14 protein-coding genes and 1 tRNA gene are annotated in these 17606 nt (G+C 69.1%); 7 read left to right on the forward strand and 8 right to left on the reverse strand.

Annotated features, from left to right (window positions below):
* Positions 1-25: 25 nt before the first annotated feature.
* The 3 genes from TSO221_RS04535 to uvrA all read right to left on the reverse strand — a co-directional run bounded on the left by TSO221_RS04535 (position 26) and on the right by uvrA (position 3440).
* Positions 26-220, reverse strand: coding sequence for a hypothetical protein (locus TSO221_RS04535; RefSeq protein ID WP_109117288.1), 195 nt, complete (start codon positions 218-220; stop codon positions 26-28).
* An 83-nt stretch (positions 221-303) separates the two neighbouring features.
* Positions 304-525: a hypothetical protein gene (locus TSO221_RS04540; RefSeq protein ID WP_109117289.1), complete on the reverse strand. Its 222-nt coding sequence runs from the start codon at positions 523-525 to the stop codon at positions 304-306.
* 62 nt (positions 526-587) lie between these two features.
* Positions 588-3440 (reverse strand): excinuclease ABC subunit UvrA, encoded by a 2853-nt coding sequence (gene uvrA, locus TSO221_RS04545; RefSeq protein ID WP_109117290.1) that lies wholly within the window; start codon positions 3438-3440, stop codon positions 588-590.
* Positions 3441-3826: 386 nt separating this feature from the next.
* Between uvrA and TSO221_RS04550 the strand changes: the two genes are divergently transcribed.
* Entirely contained in the window at positions 3827-4315 is a 489-nt protein-coding gene (locus TSO221_RS04550) for a single-stranded DNA-binding protein (RefSeq protein ID WP_109117291.1), read from the forward strand.
* 47 nt (positions 4316-4362) lie between these two features.
* Here TSO221_RS04550 and TSO221_RS04555 read toward each other — a convergent pair whose 3' ends face one another.
* Positions 4363-4905 carry a phosphatase PAP2 family protein gene (locus TSO221_RS04555; RefSeq protein WP_158283988.1) on the reverse strand — a complete coding sequence of 181 codons (543 nt, stop codon included), beginning with the start codon at positions 4903-4905 and terminating at the stop codon, positions 4363-4365.
* A 202-nt stretch (positions 4906-5107) separates the two neighbouring features.
* Complete coding sequence (locus TSO221_RS04560; protein ID WP_109117293.1) at positions 5108-5260, reverse strand: entericidin A/B family lipoprotein; 153 nt, start codon at positions 5258-5260, stop codon at positions 5108-5110.
* 157 nt (positions 5261-5417) lie between these two features.
* Here TSO221_RS04560 and TSO221_RS04565 point away from each other — a divergent pair, with 157 nt between their 5' ends.
* The 5 genes from TSO221_RS04565 to TSO221_RS04585 all read left to right on the forward strand — a co-directional run bounded on the left by TSO221_RS04565 (position 5418) and on the right by TSO221_RS04585 (position 12452).
* Complete coding sequence (locus TSO221_RS04565; protein WP_109117294.1) at positions 5418-6779, forward strand: MATE family efflux transporter; 1362 nt, start codon at positions 5418-5420, stop codon at positions 6777-6779.
* 147 nt (positions 6780-6926) lie between these two features.
* Positions 6927-9689, forward strand: coding sequence for a DNA gyrase subunit A (gyrA, locus tag TSO221_RS04570; protein ID WP_109117295.1), 2763 nt, complete (start codon positions 6927-6929; stop codon positions 9687-9689).
* A 36-nt stretch (positions 9690-9725) separates the two neighbouring features.
* Complete coding sequence (gene coaD, locus TSO221_RS04575; protein WP_109117296.1) at positions 9726-10265, forward strand: pantetheine-phosphate adenylyltransferase; 540 nt, start codon at positions 9726-9728, stop codon at positions 10263-10265.
* A gap of 106 nt (positions 10266-10371) precedes the next feature.
* Positions 10372-10447, forward strand: a tRNA-Lys gene (locus tag TSO221_RS04580).
* Positions 10448-10526: 79 nt separating this feature from the next.
* A complete protein-coding gene (locus TSO221_RS04585) occupies positions 10527-12452 on the forward strand; it encodes a glycosyltransferase family 61 protein (protein WP_158283989.1) in 1926 nt (641 codons plus the stop codon).
* A gap of 34 nt (positions 12453-12486) precedes the next feature.
* Here the strand turns inward: TSO221_RS04585 and TSO221_RS04590 are convergent, their stop codons facing one another.
* The gene (locus tag TSO221_RS04590) at positions 12487-12693 is read right to left on the reverse strand and encodes a hypothetical protein (RefSeq protein ID WP_109117298.1); all 207 of its coding nucleotides are present in this window, start codon (positions 12691-12693) and stop codon (positions 12487-12489) included.
* 384 nt (positions 12694-13077) lie between these two features.
* Between TSO221_RS04590 and TSO221_RS04595 the strand changes: the two genes are divergently transcribed.
* Positions 13078-15183: a bifunctional diguanylate cyclase/phosphodiesterase gene (locus tag TSO221_RS04595; RefSeq protein ID WP_282187707.1), complete on the forward strand. Its 2106-nt coding sequence runs from the start codon at positions 13078-13080 to the stop codon at positions 15181-15183.
* On the opposite strand, the gene TSO221_RS04600 is transcribed toward TSO221_RS04595, so the two are convergent.
* A complete protein-coding gene (locus tag TSO221_RS04600; RefSeq protein WP_109117300.1) occupies positions 15180-17009 on the reverse strand; it encodes a potassium/proton antiporter in 1830 nt (609 codons plus the stop codon). The two genes, TSO221_RS04595 and TSO221_RS04600, sit on opposite strands and share 4 nt — an antisense overlap.
* Positions 17010-17051: 42 nt before the next feature.
* A complete protein-coding gene (locus TSO221_RS04605) occupies positions 17052-17534 on the reverse strand; it encodes an RT0821/Lpp0805 family surface protein (RefSeq protein ID WP_109117301.1) in 483 nt (160 codons plus the stop codon).
* Between the last annotated feature and the right edge of the window lie 72 nt (positions 17535-17606).

The raw sequence follows: 17606 nt of genomic DNA on the forward strand, positions 1-17606 counted from the left end.
GCGTCGTGGATCGGTGCCGGGCCGATCAGTATGTCTTGGTCGTCGTGTTGCGCTCGATCGTCGTGCTCGGGGCCGGGGTGACCACGGTGGACGAGCCGGCGCTCGGCGCCGTCGTGGTGGTCGTGGTGGTGGTCGAGCGGGTCGTCTCGTCCGAACCGCAGGCGGCGACGAGCAGGGTGGCGCCAAGCGCCAGAGCGATGCCGGTCAGGGTGCGCTTCATCGTAGCTCCTCCTCACAAACGGAAACAACGGCTGCTCAACAGTGTGAGCAGGGGTTCGTTGCCTTTCGGGGGTGTGCGTCCGGTCAGTAGGTGCGGGTGGTCGTCGTGCTGCGCTCGATGACCGCGCCCGGAGCCGGCGTCACCGTGGTGGTGGAGGAGCCGGCGAGCGGCGCCGTGGTCGTGGTGGTGGTCTGGCTGGTGGCCGGGGCGGGCACGGCCACGGTGGTCGGTTCGCGCTCAACATAGGTGCAGGCGGAGGCGAGCAGGGCGATGCCGGCGGCAAGCGCCAGGGACACGGTCTTCATGGGGTATACCCTCGTTCCGTTGCAGACACTACGAGAACGCGGGATAGCGCCTGTTTGTTTCCTTACGCCCTCTTTCGGGTCTTCGCCCGCTGCTTGAGGTATGGCGCGAGATATTGGCCGGTGTAGCTGCGCTCGACCTGCGCCACCTCCTCCGGCGTACCGGCCGCGACGATCTCGCCGCCGCCAGTGCCGCCCTCGGGGCCGAGGTCGATGATCCAGTCGGCGGTCTTGATGACTTCCAGGTTGTGCTCGATCACCAGCACGGTGTTGCCCTGGTCGACCAGCGCATGCAGCACCTCCAGCAGCTTCTCGACGTCGGCGAAGTGCAGGCCGGTCGTCGGCTCGTCGAGGATGTAGAGGGTGCGGCCGGTGGCGCGGCGGCTCAGCTCCTTCGACAGTTTGACGCGCTGCGCCTCGCCGCCGGACAGCGTCGTCGCCGGCTGGCCGATGTGGATGTAGCCCAAGCCGACGCGCTGCAGCGTGTCCATCTTGTCGCGGATCGACGGCACCGCCTTGAAGAACTCCGCGCCCTCCTCGACCGTCATGTCCAGCACGTCGGCGATGGACTTGTCGCGGTACAGGACCTCCAGCGTTTCGCGGTTGTAGCGCTTGCCGTGGCAGACGTCGCAGGTGACGTAGACGTCCGGCAGGAAGTGCATCTCGATCTTGATGACGCCATCGCCCTGGCAGGCCTCGCAGCGCCCGCCCTTGACGTTGAACGAGAAGCGGCCGGGGCCGTAGCCGCGCGCCTTGGCCTCCGGCAGCCCGGCGAACCAGTCGCGGATCGGCGTGAAGGCGCCGGTGTAGGTGGCGGGGTTGGAGCGCGGCGTGCGGCCGATGGGCGACTGGTCGATGTCGATGACCTTGTCCAGATGCTCCAGTCCGCGCACGTCGTCGTGCTCGGCCGGGTGCTCGCGCGCACCCATCAGACGGCGGGCGACGGCCTTGTACAGCGTCTCGATGACCAGGGTGGACTTGCCGCCGCCGGACACCCCGGTGACGCAGGTGAAGGTGCCCAGCGGGACCTTCGCCGAGACGTCCTGCAGGTTGTTGGCGCGGGCGCCGATCACCTCCAGGAACTGGCCCTTGTGGCCGGGCCGGCGGCGGTCCGGCACGGGGATGGCGCGGGTGCCGTTGAGGTAGGCGGCGGTGATGCTCTCCGGGTTCTTCTGCACTTCGGCCGGCGTGCCGTGGGCGATCACCTGGCCGCCGTGCGAGCCGGCGCCCGGGCCCATGTCCACCAGGTAGTCGGCGGTGCGGATGGCGTCCTCGTCGTGCTCGACGACGATCACCGTGTTGCCGATGTCTCGCAGGCGCTTGAGCGTCCCCAGCAGCCGGTCGTTGTCGCGCTGGTGCAGGCCGATGGAGGGCTCGTCCAGCACGTACAGCACGCCGGTCAGGCCCGAGCCGATCTGCGAGGCGAGGCGGATGCGCTGGCTCTCGCCGCCGGACAGCGAGCCGGAACCGCGGCTCAGGGTCAGGTACTCCAGGCCCACCGCGTTGAGGAAGCCCAGGCGCTCGTTGATCTCCTTGAGGATGCGGACGGCGATCTCGCGGTCCTTGGGGCGCAGGTGCTCGTTCAGGCCGGCGAACCAGCGGCCGGCGTCGGCGATGGACAGCTCGGCGGCCTCGGAGACGTGCTTGCCGGCGACCTTCACCGCCAGCGCCTCGGGCTTCAGGCGGGCTCCCTTGCAGGTGTCGCAGGGCTGGGCGCTCTGGTACTTCGACAGCTCCTCGCGCATCCAGGCGCTGTCGGTCTCCTTGTAGCGGCGCTCCAGGTTGTTGACAATGCCCTCGAACGCCTTGTGCGTCTGGTAGCTGCGCAGGCCGTCGTCGTAGGTCATGGTGATGGCCTGCCCCTTGGAGCCGAACAGGATCAGGTCGCGGACCGTCTCCGGCAGGTCGGACCAGGGCGTCGTCATGCTGACGCCGAAATGCTGGCAGATGCTGAGCAGCGTCTGGTCGTAGTACTTCGACGACGAGCCGGCCCACGGCGCGATGGCGCCCTTGCCCAGGCTGAGGCGCTCGTCCGGCACCACCAGCATCGGGTCGAAGTAGATCTTGGAGCCCAGGCCGTCGCACGCCGGGCAGGCGCCGAACGGGTTGTTGAAGGAGAACAGCCGCGGCTCGATCTCCGGGATGGTGAAGCCGGAGACCGGGCAGGCGAACTTCTGCGAGAACACCGTCTGCTCGTGGGTGTCGGCGTTCTCCACGAACACGATGCCATCGGCGAGGTTCAGCGCCGTCTCCAGCGAATCGGCCAGCCGGCTGCCGAGCCCCTCGCGCACGACGATGCGGTCGACCACCACCTCGATGTCGTGCTTCAGCTTCTTGTTGAGTGCCGGGACCGAGTCGATCTCGTGCATCTCGCCATCGACGCGCACGCGCTGGAAGCCGCGCTTGCGGAGGTCCTGGATCTCCTTCTTGTACTCGCCCTTACGGCCGCGCACGAAGGGGGCAAGCAGCAGCAGGCGGGTGCCTTCCGGCATCTCCAGAATGCGGTCGACCATCTGGCTGACCGTCTGGCTCTCGATGGGCAGGCCGGTGGCGGGCGAGTAGGGGATGCCGACGCGCGCCCACAGCAGGCGCATGTAGTCGTAGATCTCCGTCACCGTGCCGACGGTGGAGCGCGGGTTCTTCGAGGTGGTCTTCTGCTCGATGGAGATGGCCGGCGACAGCCCCTCGATGGACTCGACGTCGGGCTTCTGCATCAACTCCAGAAACTGGCGCGCGTAGGCGGACAGGCTCTCGACGTAGCGGCGCTGGCCCTCGGCGTAGATGGTGTCGAACGCCAGCGACGACTTGCCCGAGCCGGACAGGCCGGTGATCACGACCAGTTGATCGCGCGGCAGATCCACGTCGATGTTCTTCAGGTTGTGCTCGCGGGCGCCGCGGACGCTGATGTATTTGTTCATGGAGTGTTCTTAGCCGAAAGCCGTAGGGAATGCCACCCCGAATGGAGCCGCACAGATATGTGCGGGGGAGGGTGAGATTACCACCCGGAGCGCGGCCGTCGAGTCGGCGCAAGAAGCCATTTCCAAACCCGACCCGCTCTGCTATATTTGTTCCCTGAACGTTCTCTCCGGCAGCGCGGGTGCGTGGCGCGGCCGGGTGGGTGGGGACGAGCCAAGGCGGTGATTGACCGCATGGCTCCGCTCGTGCTTGGTTGGCGCGACGCGGGGCGTGCGGACACACAACATATCCGGCCCTGCGAACAGGAACCCTCGACATCTGGACGCCCCGCCGCCGGGCGGCCGATCGGGCCGGAAGGTGTCGAGCATGCGCGTCGGAGGATCTGGCAATGAATGTGTGGACGTTTACGGGGCGGCTCGGTGCGGATGCGGAACTGCGCACCACGCAGAGCGGCGAGAAGGTGCTGGGCTTCCGCGTCGCCAACGACGTGGGCTTCGGCGAGCGCAAGACGACGCAGTGGGTGGACTGCTCGATCTGGGGCCGCCGCGCGGAGTCGCTGGCCCCGCACCTGACCAAGGGCAAGGGCGTGGTGGTCTCCGGCGAGGTGACCCTGCGCGAGTACGAGAAGCGCGACGGCACCCGCGGCGCGCAGATGTCGGTGCGCGTCGCCGAGATCGACTTCATGGGCGGCGACCGCGGCGCTGAAGGCGGCGGTGGCGGCTACGGCGGCGGTGGCGGCGGGTACGAGTCGCGCGGCGGCAGCGGTGGTGGAGGCGGCTACGGCGGGGGTGGTGGCGGTGGCCGCGGTCCCGGCGGTGGCAGTGGCGGTGGCGCTCCGCCCCGGCACGACGACCTGGACGACGAGATCCCGTTCTAAGGAACGGTGGTTCGTACGGAATGCGGGGCCTCGCGGCCCCGCATTTTTTATGGCCGCCTCACGGTGAGGGGCACTGTCAGCTTGGTGCAGGCATAGCCCAGCAGCAGGCCGGCGACTCCGTCGGACGCCCAATGCCGGTTCACCGCGACGCGGCTCGCGGCGGTGAGCACGGCCAGCAGCATGCCCGTCGCCAGCACCACGTCGCTGTCCGTCGCGGCGGCGAGCGCGGTGGCCGCCGCCGCGACGTTGGCGGTGTGGCCGGACGGCATGGAGCGGTTGTTGGGAGGCCGGCCGGAACGCGGCGGGCGTCGTCGGCGGGCGATCATCTTGACGGCCGTGGTGGCGACCGCCTCGGCCGCCAGGGCCGCCACCACGGCCCGTCCCGCGACGGCCACGTGATGGCGGCCGGACGCATGGCCCAACTGCCACGCGGCGAGCGCCGCCGGCGCCAGCGCATAGCGCGACGTCAGGACGGCAAGCACTCGCGCCGCGGCAACGGTGCCCGGTCCGCAGGCCAGCAGAAGTCGGTCGCGCAGAGCTTCGTCGAACGCGACGATCGCTCTGATTGCGGGAAGTTCGGTTGCCTCCACGGGCTGTTTACGCGGTGAACGGCCGCGGGGTGCCCGGCATCGGATCGCCCTCGGGCGGCGTGATCTCCGGCGGGATTTCCGGATTCGGCGGCACTCGCGGCTCGGGCGACGGCGCGGGGCGGTCGGGTGTCGGCGGGGTTGGGCCACCCGGTGGCGGCACCTCGGGAGTCTGCGGAGTCGGATCGGCCATGGTGGGGCTCCGTCACTCGGCGGCGCGTTCGACGGCGCGGCCGCCGGCTTGCACATCCTGACCCAGCCCTGCGGCGGTGTTGCAGCCGCTGAGCAGCGCGGCCGACGACAGAAGGATGCCCAGCAGGAGGATCTGCGTGAACGGAAGGTGGATGCTGCGCGACATGGTCCCTCACTCTTCCAGGGAAAAGACGGTCCCTGGAGAACGGGCCGGTGGCGCGCTTGGTTCCGCGTTCCGCGCAAGGGTGCCCTGTGCGGCGGCGGTGGCGCTTGACCGGGCTTTCCGCAGCCACAAGATGTGTCCGCCCAACAAATGTGCAGCCATGACCGCCGACGCCATCGAGAGACCCGCCACCCTGACCGGACGCCTGCGCGGCCACACCGCGGAGCTGCTGCGCCTTGCCGGGCCGGTGATCGTCTCGCGCGCCGGGCTGATGGTGATGATGGCCGTGGACACCGCCATCGTCGGCCGCTTCAGCGCCGAGCAGCTGGCGTTCTTCGGGCTCGCCCACCTGCCCAGCAACATGATGATCGGCGTCGGCGTCGGCCTGCTGATGGGCACCGTGGCGATGGTGGCGCACGCGCTCGGCGCCGACCGGCAGGAGGAGTGCGGGCTGGTCTGGCGCCGCTCGGTGCCGTACGCGCTGCTGATGGGCGGGTTGATGGCGCTGGCGGCGGCGCTGCTCGGCGGGCCGCTGTTCCGCATGACCGGGCAGGAGCCGCACGTCGCCGAGGGCGGCGCCCGGGTGCTGGCCGTGCTCGGCCTCGGCATGCCGGGGATGATGCTCTACACCACGACCGGCTTCTTCCTGGAGGGACTGAAGCGGCCGGTGCCGGTGATGCTCGCCATGGTGGCCGGCAACCTGGTGAACCTCGGGCTGGCCTACGGGCTGGTGTGGGGGGCCTGGGGGCTGCCGTCGCTGGGGGCGCTCGGCTCGGCGTGGGCGACGACGCTGATCCGCTGGGCCATGGGCCTGGGGCTGGTCGCCTATGTCTGGTGGATGCGCGACCACGCCCGCTGGGGCGTGCGCGGCGGCTGGGCCGGCTGGTGGAGCGGCGCGGTCAGGCAGCGCGCCCTGGGCTACGCCGCCGGCCTGAGCATCGGCGTGGAGAGCGCGTCCTTCGCCGCGCTCGGGCTGCTGGCCGGACTGATCTCGCCGCTGGCGCTCGGCGCCTACACGGTGGCGCTGAACCTGATCGCGCTGCCCTTCATGGCGGCGGTCGGGCTGGCTTCGGCCACAGCGGTGCGCGTCGCCGTGGCGCTCGGGCGCGGCGACCGGCTGGACATGGCGCTGGCCGGCTGGAGCGGGTTGGCCGTCACCTCGGTGTTCCTGACGCTGGTCGGTGTGGTGTACGCGGTGATCCCGGGGCCGGTGGCGGGCATCTACAGCAACGACCCGGCCCTGCTGGAGCGCGTCGTGCCGCTGATCGCCTTCAGCGCCTGGATCCTGGTGGCGGATGGCGGGCAGGTGGTGATGGCCAACGCGCTGCGCGGCAGGCACGACGCGTGGGTGCCCACCATGCTGCACTTCGTGTCCTATGCCGTGGTGATGCTGCCGGCCGCCGCGCTGTCGGCGTTCGCGCTGGGACGGGAGGAACAGGGGCTGTTCGACGGCATCCTGATCGCCAGCGTGGTGTCGGTGTCGATCCTGTCCTTGCGCTTCGCGAATCTCAGCCGCCGCTGACCCGTTTTCGGGTGGGGTACGGTTGTGTGCACGTGCGAAACCTGCTAGGAAATACCATATATATGGTCCGGTCCGCCGGGCGTTTTGCCTAGGCCGTCCGGCGCGTGTTATGCACGCGTTTCCCAGACCCCGAGTCATGAGTTCCGCTTGAGCACGACCCCGCTTCCCCCCGCCTCCGACATCGCGCCGATCAATCTCGAAGACGAGATGCGCCGCTCGTACCTCGATTACGCGATGAGCGTGATCGTGAGCCGCGCGCTGCCCGACGTGCGCGACGGGCTGAAGCCCGTGCACCGCCGCATCCTCTACGCGATGAAGGAAGGCGGCTACGATTCGAGCAAGCCCTACAAGAAGTCGGCGCGCATCGTCGGCGACGTGATGGGTAAGTATCACCCGCACGGCGATTCGGCGATCTACGACGCCATGGTCCGCATGGCGCAGGATTTCTCCATGCGCCTGCCGCTGATCGACGGGCAGGGCAACTTCGGTTCGATGGACGGCGACCCGCCGGCGGCCATGCGCTACACCGAGGCGCGGCTGGCCAAGGCGGCCGAATCGCTGCTCGACGACATCGACAAGGACACCGTCGACTTCGGGCCGAACTACGACGATTCCGGCCGCGAGCCGCTGGTGGTGCCGGCGCGCTTCCCGAACCTGCTGGTGAACGGCGCCGGCGGCATCGCCGTGGGCATGGCGACCAACATCCCGACCCACAATCTGGGCGAGGTGATCGACGCCTGCTGCGCCTACATCGACAACAACGAGATCACGCTCGACGAACTGATGGAGTTCGTCCCCGGTCCGGACTTCCCGACGGGCGGCGTCATCCTCGGCCGTTCGGGCAGCCGTTCGGCGCTGCAGACCGGCCGCGGCTCGATCATCCTGCGCGCCAAGACCGAGATCGAGGAGATCCGCAAGGACCGCCTCGCCATCGTCGCCACCGAGATCCCGTACCAGGTCAACAAGTCCAAGCTGATGGAGCGCATCGGCGAGGTGGTCAACGACAAGACCATCGAGGGCATCTCTGACCTGCGCGACGAGTCCGACCGCGACGGTGTGCGCGTGGTGGTCGAGCTGAAGCGCGACGCCGTGCCCGACGTGGTGCTGGCCCAGCTGTTCCGCCACACCCAACTGCAGACCTCGTTCGGCGTGAACATGCTGGCGCTGAATGGCGGCCGGCCGGAGTTGCTGAACCTCAAGAAGGTCATCGAGGCGTTCGTCGCCTTCCGCGAGCAGGTCATCACCCGGCGCACCGAGTTCCTGCTGGGCAAGGCGCGCGAGCGCGCCCACACCTTGGTGGGCCTGGCGGTCGCCGTGGCGAACCTGGACGAGATGATCGCGCTGATCCGCCGCGCCCCCGACCCGGCCTCGGCCCGCGAGGAGATGGTGGCCCGCGAGTGGCCGGCGCTGGACGTCGCCCCGCTGATCGAACTGATCGACGAGCCGGGCCGCGGCGTGTCGGAGGCCGGCACCTACCGCCTTTCCGAGGATCAGGCCAAGGCCATCCTGGAACTGCGCCTGCACCGGCTGACCGGCCTGGAACGCGATAAAATCGGCGGTGAGCTGAAGGAGGTCACCGACCAGATCGCCGACTACCTGGAGACGCTGGCCAACCGCGGGAAGCTGCTGGGCATCCTGCGCGACGAACTGGTGGAGATGAAGGTGCGGTTCGGCACGCCGCGCCGCACCGAGATGCTGGACCTGGAGTTCGAGTCCGACATCGAGGACCTGATCCAGCGCGAGGACATGGTCGTCACCGTCAGCCAGTCCGGCTACGTCAAGCGCACGCCGCTCAGCACCTACCGCGCGCAGAAGCGCGGCGGCAAGGGCCGCTCGGGCATGAGCACGAAGGCGGAGGACGCGGTCGCCGACCTGTTCGTGCTCAACACGCACACGCCGCTGCTGCTGTTCTCTACCAAGGGGGTGGTCTACAAGCTGAAGGTCTACCGCCTGCCGCTCGGCAACCCGCAGAGCCGCGGCAAGGCGTTCGTCAACCTGCTGCCGCTGGAGGACGGGGAGACCATCTCCACCGTCATGCCGATGCCGGAGGACGAGGCGACCTGGAGCGAACTGCACGTGATGTTCGCCACCTCGAAGGGCAACGTGCGCCGCAACAAGCTGTCGGACTTCCAGAACATCCGCTCCAACGGCCTGATCGCCATGAAGCTGGAGGAGGAGGGCGAGCGGCTGATCGCCGTGCGCACCTGCTCGGAGGACGACGACGTCCTGCTGGCGACGCAGGGCGGCAAGTGCATCCGCTTCGCCATGTCGGACGTGCGCGTCTTCGCCGGCCGCACCTCGACCGGCGTGCGCGGCATTCGGCTGGCCGACGGCGACGAGGTCATCTCGATGTCGATCCTGCGCCACGTCGAGGCGAGCCCCGAGGATCGCGCCGCCTACCTCAAGCGCAAGCGCGAGGAGGGGCTCGACATGGAGGGCGAGGCGGCGCCGGAGGCGGAGGACGTGCCGGCCGAGGCGGTCACGCTGACCCAGGAGCGCTACGAGGAGCTGAAGCGGCTGGAGCAGTACGTGCTCACCGTGTCGGAGCGCGGCTTCGGCAAGCGCACCTCGTCGTACGAGTACCGCATCACCAACCGCGGCGGCCAGGGCATCTGGAACATGGAGATGGCGGAGCGCAACGGCGCCGTCGTCGCCGCGTTCCCGGTGGAGGAGTCGCACCAGGTGATGATGGTCACCAACGGCGGCCAGGTCATCCGCATGCCGATCCACGACGTGCGCGTCGCCGGCCGCAAGACGCTGGGTGTCACGCTGTTCCGCGTCGGCGCGGACGAGCGGGTGGTGTCGGTGGCCTCGATCGCGGAGGAGGAGAACGGCAACGGCGGGGACAACGCCGGCACGGCAAGTGACGAGGGTGGGGAGGACAACGGCCCGGAAGCCACGACGGACTGAGTGTGGCGGACTGACCCAGGCTAGAGGAATCATCCCATGTCCAAGCGGCGCATCGGCGTCTACCCCGGCACTTTCGACCCGATCACCAACGGGCACCTGGACATCATCCAGCGTGCCTCGCGGATGCTCGATACGCTGGTCGTGGGCGTCGCCCGCAACGCCGGCAAGGGCCCGCTGTTCTCCACCGACGAACGGCTGCAGATGGTCCGCGAGGAGGTGGCGGCGCTGGACAAGAACGGCTGCACCGTCGAGGTGCGGGCGTTCGACACGCTGCTGATGCACTTCGCCATCGAGAACAACGCCTCGGTCATCATCCGCGGTCTGCGGGCGGTATCCGACTTCGAGTACGAGTTCCAGATGGCGGGCATGAACGCCCGCCTGAACCCGAAGATCGAGACGATGTTCCTGATGGCGTCGGAGCGGCACCAGTTCATCTCCTCGCGTTTCGTGAAGGAGATCGGCCGGCTGGGCGGCGACATCACGCAGTTCGTCAGCCCGCGGGTGAACAAGCATCTGGCCGAACGCTTCGCGCTGGACGACGACACCTCGACTCGGGTGCAGACGCTGAAACAGTGAGGCCGCGGACCTGGGAACGCGTCGGGGCGGTTGACCGGACCGCCCCGTCCCCCTATGGTGCCGCCCGCCCCGCCGCCCCATCTCATCAAGAGGCGGCCACAGAGCTGATCCGGTAGCTCAGTCGGTAGAGCACGTGACTTTTAATCATGTGGTCGTGGGTTCGAGTCCCACCCGGATCACCATTTTCCGCCGCACCTTTGCATGGCACCGATCGGTGTGTGCGTGTAGAGATTCGCTCTCCTTGCAGTGGGGAGAAAATCCTTGGCCGACTTCCTCAAGTCACTGATTGACCAGACCTTCGCCCGGGCGCTGGCCTACTACAAGGCAGGTGACGCGGCTACCGCAGAAGGGGTGTTCCGTACGGTTCTGGACATCGCCCCCGACCATGCCGAAGCCGCGGAATGGCTGCTGCTCACCCGGCTCGACCAGGGAGACCTGGAGGCAGGGAAGGACTATCGGGCTTGGTTGGCGACCAACCCGAGCGACAGCGCCGGCCCTTACCTTCTGCTGGGCTACGTCGCGGAGATGACGGCGCAGACTGGGCTCGCCCGATTTGACTACCGTCGGGCCGCCGTGCTGGAGCCGTACAACGCGGTGGTGTGGCTGCGCGCCGGGCGCGCCGCCGCCGCCGACAACGCCGTGCCTGAGGGCGTCGCCCTGATGATCCGGGCCACGCTCATCGATCCCACCGACGCGGCAGCATGGCGTGCGCTCGGGGACGTTCACATGAAGCCGGGTGCCGAGGAGGCTGCGCTGCACTACTTCCTCCAGGCGCTCGCCCTTGCGGATACTGCCGACCTCCGGGCCTGCGCGGGCCGGGCGCTGCTGACACTTGGCGACATGGCCGGCGCGCTGCATCACTTCGAGGTGGCGATCCGCCAGGACCCCGACCGGCGCGACGGTTGGCTGGGCAGCGTCCAAGCGCTGGTTGCGCTGGAGCGCGCCGACGAGGCGGCCGAACGCCTTGCCGGTGCGGCCGCGCGCTTCCAGGGGCGCGGCGAAGACCTCAGGGAGATCGCCTTCCGTTTCCTCGACATCGGCCGCCGGGACGAGGCCGCTCGCGCCTACGCGGCGGCGATGGCGGGCGACCCGAACCGGCCGAAAGGCGCGGAGCCGCGCATCCTGCGCCGCCGCCGCGCTGCGGACCTGTGCGCCGAACGGGGCTGGCCTTACACGGAGGTGCAGCCGGAGCGTGCGGTCACCTGTGTCGACGACACCGGCCGACGCCACGACGTTGTGTTCCCGGAAGTCTTCCTTGCGCGCGTGGATGGTGCACGCATTGTCACCGCGACCTGGGCGGTGACATGCGGCGATACGGTTCTGCTGGACGGCCTGCTGCATTACGATCCGGACAGCCTCGGTGGCCCGGAATTCCCGAAGCAGAGCCGGAGCGGCGACGTCCTTTCGGACTTGCCGCCGCCGGCCGCCCGGATCGAGGGGGAGGCGATCCTGATCGGCGGCGTCGCCAACTGGTCGCATCTGGTGCAGGAGTGGCTGTCGCGCCTCACCGTGCTGGAACGCTTCCCCGAACTCGACCGGCTGCCGTTGCTGGTCACGCCGCACATGATGCGGTCGGTGCGGGACCTGATGGCACTCTTGGGCGTCGATCCGGCGCGTATCGTCACCCTGCCGGACGTCCCGGTAATCGAGGCCGACCGGCTGTGGATTCCGTCGCTGACCCATCGGCACAAGTTCGCGTCGCCGCTGCACATCGACTTCCTGCGCCGCCGTCTCGCGCCCCGCATCGCCGAGGGCATGCGGCGTTCGCGTCGGCGTCTCTTCATGCTGCGGCGTTCGGCCAACTACCGGACGCTGGTTAACGAGCAGGAGCTGCTCGACGCCCTCGCCCCGCTGGGCGTGGAGGCGGTGGCCCCCGAGGACTATTCCATGGCTGAGCAGATCGCCCTCTTTGCCTCGGCCGAATTGGTGGTGGGGGCGCTTGGCGGCGGAACGGCAGCGATCCTGTTCTGCCCGCCCGGCGCGGCGTTCGTCGAGCTGACGCACCGACAGTTCACCATCGCGCAATACGGCGTGCTGACAGCGACTCTGCATCAGCGCTATCGCCGCGTGGTCGGTCCGACACTGGAGAACCGCGGCAGCACTACCTACGATTTCGACTTCTCCGTCCGGCCCGAGGAGGTGGTCGCCGCTTGCCGCTCGGTGCTGGGCATGGACGCCGGCTCGTGAGCATTTGCGATGCTGGGCCGGTCCCCGCCGTGCGTCACGCCCCCGTCGGGCGGTTGTGGTCGCGCGTGCGATCCTCGATCGCGCGGGCGGAATCCTCGGCCATTGCCTGGACCTTGGCGGCGATCAGCTCCTCGAAGACGCGGCGCACCATCTCCGGATAGGGCACAAGGCCGGACAGCGCCTGCTCCAACGTATGGCGGGCGGCGTCGAGGCGGGTGGTGGTGGGATCGGGCGTTGGCATGGCTCTCTCCTTGTCGCCTGCATATGGGATGGATGCGCACGGCAAACAGGTTCGGTCCCCCCTGACATACACGTCCGGCGATCCGAGGTGCGGCATTTTTGATCGTACGCATTGGAATTGGTTGCCCCGCCGCGGCACCCTCCTTATACCGGAGAGCATACTCCGTTCGTGCGAGCCTCAGCGGTGCGCGTGCGGGCGAGCCAGCATCATTCTTTCGTGTGCGAGCATCGAAACCAGCAGCCGCAACCGTCGAGTTGTTGGAAATCGATGCGGGAACCGTCATAATTGCCGCCCGGCTTCTGGCCGGGCTCGCCTTTCTGGGAAGCAGGTACGGTCTTGTCAGTTGGCTCCACGGCTGAACTCAAGGAACTGGACGGCCCTGCGGTGGCCGGGCTTCCGCGTGGAACCGAGTTCCTGGCCTCGTTGGCGGCGAGCCTGCTTGATCATTCGGCGTTCCCCCTGGTCTATGTCGGTGCCGATGGGAGCTGTTATCATGTGGCTCCCGGATTCGCCGCCCTTCTTGATGCAACGCCGAAGGCCCTGATCGGCCGCCACTTGAGCGAATTCGATCATCCGGTCGCCCGCAGCGTCGCCGTGGCGCTGGCCGGCGTGGCCGCGACGGGCGTGGCGGCGCCGGTGGATTGCGTCGCCACGCGCGGCGACGGGCGGCGCCTCATGCTCACCGGCTGCGTCATCCCGCACCAGGGGCCGGACGGCGGGGCGCCGGGATTCCTCGGCGTGCTGCACGACATCGCCGACGAGGAGCGCATCGCCGACTTCGTGATGCGCCGCGACCCGTTCGTAGCGACCCTGCTCGACGCGGCGGTGGACGGCATCGTCATCACCGATCGGCGGGGCGCCATCCGCTCGATCAACCGCGCCTGTTGCCAGCAGTTCGGCTACGAGGAGGCGGAACTGCTGGGCCAGAACGTGACGGCGTTGATGCCGCCGCCGTTCTCGCGCGACCACGACCGCTTCATCCAGACCTACCTGCAGACCGATCGCGCCAAGATCATCGGCATCGGCCGCGAGTCGCTGGGCAGGCGCAAGGACGGCACCGTCTTCCCTATCCACCTAAGCGTCGGTCAGGCGCGGTTGGGCGAGGAGATCACCTTCGTCGCCATGATCCGCGACATTTCCGACCGGCTGGCGGCGGAGCAGCGCGCCTCCTATCTGGCGCGGCACGATGCGCTGACCGGCGTGCTGACCCGCACCGCCTTCCTGGAGGAATGCGAGGCGGTGCTGGCGCGCGGCAGCGTTGACGGCGGCGGGGATACCACCCCGTGCTTCGCGCTCTACTCGCTCGACGTCGACCAGTTCAGCGACATCAACGAGGCGTTCGGCTTCCACGTCGGCGACGCGGCGCTGAAGGCATTGGTCAGCCGCGTCATCGAGGTTCTGCCGAAGGAGACCTACATCTGCCGCATCGCCGCCGACGAGTTCGCGGCGCTGTCGCGGGTGGACGACCTGGACCAGGCGCGCACGCTGGCCGACGTGCTGCACGACCGGCTGACCGCCTCCATCTACGCCGACCGGCACTGGGTGCGGCTGCGCGTCTCCATCGGCGCCGCGGTGTTCGACCCGTCGGTGCAGCGCGTGGAGGAGTTGAACGCCAAGGCTAAACTGGCGCTGCAATCGGTCCAGCACAACGGCGGCAACGCGGTGTGCTTCTACACGCCGGAGATGGCGGCGGCGGCGACGCGGCGCATGCTGTTGACCATGCACCTCGCCCACGCCATCGAGCGCAACGAGCTGCACCTCGTCTACCAGCCGATCGTCGAGGCGAAGACCGGCGAGGTGACCAGCGCCGAGGCGCTGCTGCGCTGGACGCACCACACGCTTGGCGCCATCTCGCCGGGCGAGTTCATCCCGGTGGCCGAGGAGAGCGGGCTGATCGTCCCGATCACTGACTGGGTGCTGGCCACCGTGGTGCGGCAGATGGCCGAGTGGGACAGCCGGGGCGTGCTGCCGAAGCGGGTGTTTCTGAACATCTCCGGCCAGCAGTTCCTGCGAGGCAACCTGACCCACCGTCTGGTCGAGCTGCTGGAGGACCAGCCGCACCTGCGCGGCCACCTCGGCCTGGAAATCACCGAACAGGCGGCGGTGCGCGACCTCAAGGTCGCGGTGCGGACGCTGAGCGATCTGGCAGACATCGGCGTGCAGGTGGCGATCGACGACTTCGGCTCGGGCTATTCCAGCTTGAGCTACGTGCAGCAGCTGCCGGTGGCGAAGCTGAAGATCGACCGCGCCTTCATCGTCGACGTGCCGGAGAACAGCCGCAACGCCGCGCTGGTGCGCGCCGCGGTCGGCATGGCGCACGGCCTCGGCCTCGTCACCGTCGCCGAAGGCGTGGAGACGGTGGAGCAGCAGGAGTTCCTGGCCTCCACCGGCTGCGACCAACTCCAGGGCTACCTGTTCGGCCGGCCGATGATGCCCGACGCGCTGGCGGAGATGGTCCGCGAGCAGCGCGCGGCCAAGGCGGCCCGCTAACTCCGGCCGCGCCGCTGCCGTTCCTGCCAGCGGCGGAACGCTGTGCGGCCCCACCACGTCTCGATGCGCTCGCGGATCTGGCCGGGGCGCAGCAGCAGCGGCAGCCGGGTCTGGTTCGGCGTCGGCGGATCAAGGTCGAGGCCGACCGAGGTGATCTCGCCGTCCTCGTCCAGGTCGCGCACGATCAGTTCCACGCTGCCCATGCGGACGCGGTCGCCCAGCTCGAACCCCTTCGGAAACTCGTGATGGAACAGCGCGCGCAGCGTGCGGCTGGCGTTCTGCAGGGCGAGCGGCAGGCCGTACATCTCGGCGATCTGCTCCACGGTGGCGTCGGGACTGAGCACGAGGTCGCCGTAGAACTCACGGTCGCTCTGGTCGAGTGGGCGGGTGCCGCCCATCAGCTTGTCGAGGAGCGGCAGGCGGCTCGGCGCCATGAACATATAGACGCGGTCGCCGGAGCGGATCGGCCGCGCCTTGTGCAGCGGCACCACCCGTTCGTCGCGCACCACCAGCGACGGTCGGGCCCAGCGCGGCAGCGGCTGGCCGCGGGCGACGGCGCTCTTGGGGTGGACGGTGTAGGCGACCAGTTCGTGCCCGATGTCGCCGGGCAGTTCCAGCTCGACGCGCTCAACCGGGCCGGTGCGCGGCGGCACGATCAGGCGCAGCCAGCGCGCCATCGGCCCGATCGTCCAGCCCTGCACCAGCAGCGAGACGATCACCACGATGAACGCGGTGTTGAAGATGATCTGCCCGTTAGGCAGCTCGCCCAGGATCGGCACCAGCGCCAGCAGCATCGACACGGCGCCGCGCAGCCCCACCCAGCCGACGAAGGTCGTCTCGTTGGCGGTGAAGCGGAAGGGCAGCAGGCACAACCACACCGCCAGCGGCCGCGCCACCAGGATCAGCAGGAAGGCCAGCGTCCCTGCCGGGATGGCGATGGCGCGGAAGTCGCTGGGCGTGGCGAGCAGGCCCAGCATCACGAACATCACGATCTGGCTGAGCCACGTCAGGCCGCTGTGGAAACGCCGCAGGTTCTGCGAACCCTGGAGGTGCACGTTGCCGGCCACCAGACCGGCGACGTAGGCGGCCAGGAAGCCGCTGCCGCCCAGCGCGGCGGTGCCGGCGAAGACGAACAGCGCGATCGCCAGCGAGACGACCAGGTTCAGCCCGGATTCGAGCTTGGCGCCGTTGATCAGCGTCACCAGCAGCACACCGCCGACCAGCCCGCCGAGGATGCCGCCGCCCATCTCCCAGAGGAATTCCAGCGCCGCGTGCGCCGGGTCGAAGTGGCCCATGTGCGCGGCTTCGACCAGCACGATGGTCAGCAGGATCGCCATCGGGTCGTTGCTGCCCGATTCGATCTCCAGCGTCGAGCGGACGCGGTCACGGATGGTGATGCCGCCGACGCGCAGCAGCAGGAACACGGCCGCCGCGTCGGTCGAGCTGACCACCGCGCCGATCAGCAGCGCCTCGATCCACGGCAGCGCCAGCAGGACGTGTGCCGCCACGCCGATGACGCCCGTGGTGATCGCCACGCCGAACGTCGCCAGCGTCAGCGCCGGCCACGCGGCGGTGCGGTAGCTCTGGATTCGGGTGTCGAACCCGCTCTCGAACAGGATGACGGCCAGCGCCACCGAACCGATCAGAAAGGTGCCCGGCGCGTCGTTGAACCAGATGCCGCCGATGCCGTCCTGCCCCGCCGCCAGCCCGACGCCGAGGAAGATCAGCAGCAGCGGCGTGCCGAAGCGCAGCGCCACGACGCTGGTCAGGATGCTGGCGATCAGCAGGGACGAACCGATCAGGATGATGGTGCTGGTTTCTTCCATGGCGCCGATCCTGCCGGTTCGGCGCCATGGGCGCAACCGGCGTCAGCTCACCAGTTTCCAGGTCCCGTCCGGCTGGCGGCAGGCGGTGCCGTGCGCCTGCTCCGCCTTGCCGCCGACGTAGATGGTGTGGGTGTACTCGCGGCAGGTCTGGCCGGCCGGGCTCTGGTAGGTGCGTTGCGGCACGATCTCGCCGCGGTTGCCGGTCTCCGGGTTGTTCCAGGTGATCGGCGCATTGCTGGCCATTGCGCGCTCCTCCGCGTCGGCGGCGCGGCGGCTGTCGTTGCCGGTGATGTAGCGGGCCGCCTCGCGGCCGGCGAGCGCGCCCAGCACCGTACCGACGCCGATGGTCGCCACCTTGCCGGCGCCGCCGCCAAAGCGCGAGCCGATCAGCGCGCCGCCCAGGGCGCCGCCGACGGTGCCGACGGTCTCGCCGGTGTTCATGTCCTCGAACCCGCCGCCCGGCGGCTGGCAGGCGGCCAGCGACAGCGCCAGCGCGGCGCAGGTCAGAGTCTTGCGGATGGTCATGCTGCCTCTCCCTTGTGCTGCCCGGAAAACCCTGGGCTGCGGGGTTGGTTCCCGGTGCGAACCGGCAAGTCA

This window comes from Azospirillum sp. TSO22-1 (genome assembly GCF_003116015.1).
Lineage (GTDB): Bacteria > Pseudomonadota > Alphaproteobacteria > Azospirillales > Azospirillaceae > Azospirillum.

Bases quoted from the DNA above. Each gene is read 5' to 3' on its own strand.
- TSO221_RS04535 (WP_109117288.1), bottom strand. From the start codon at position 220: ATGAAGCGCACCCTGACCGGCATCGCTCTGGCGCTTGGCGCCACCCTG.
- TSO221_RS04540 (WP_109117289.1), bottom strand. From the start codon at position 525: ATGAAGACCGTGTCCCTGGCGCTTGCCGCCGGCATCGCCCTGCTCGCC.
- uvrA (WP_109117290.1), bottom strand. From the start codon at position 3,440: ATGAACAAATACATCAGCGTCCGCGGCGCCCGCGAGCACAACCTGAAG.
- TSO221_RS04550 (WP_109117291.1), top strand. From the start codon at position 3,827: ATGAATGTGTGGACGTTTACGGGGCGGCTCGGTGCGGATGCGGAACTG.
- TSO221_RS04560 (WP_109117293.1), bottom strand. From the start codon at position 5,260: ATGTCGCGCAGCATCCACCTTCCGTTCACGCAGATCCTCCTGCTGGGC.
- TSO221_RS04565 (WP_109117294.1), top strand. From the start codon at position 5,418: ATGACCGCCGACGCCATCGAGAGACCCGCCACCCTGACCGGACGCCTG.
- coaD (WP_109117296.1), top strand. From the start codon at position 9,726: ATGTCCAAGCGGCGCATCGGCGTCTACCCCGGCACTTTCGACCCGATC.
- TSO221_RS04590 (WP_109117298.1), bottom strand. From the start codon at position 12,693: ATGCCAACGCCCGATCCCACCACCACCCGCCTCGACGCCGCCCGCCAT.
- TSO221_RS04600 (WP_109117300.1), bottom strand. From the start codon at position 17,009: ATGGAAGAAACCAGCACCATCATCCTGATCGGTTCGTCCCTGCTGATC.
- TSO221_RS04605 (WP_109117301.1), bottom strand. From the start codon at position 17,534: ATGACCATCCGCAAGACTCTGACCTGCGCCGCGCTGGCGCTGTCGCTG.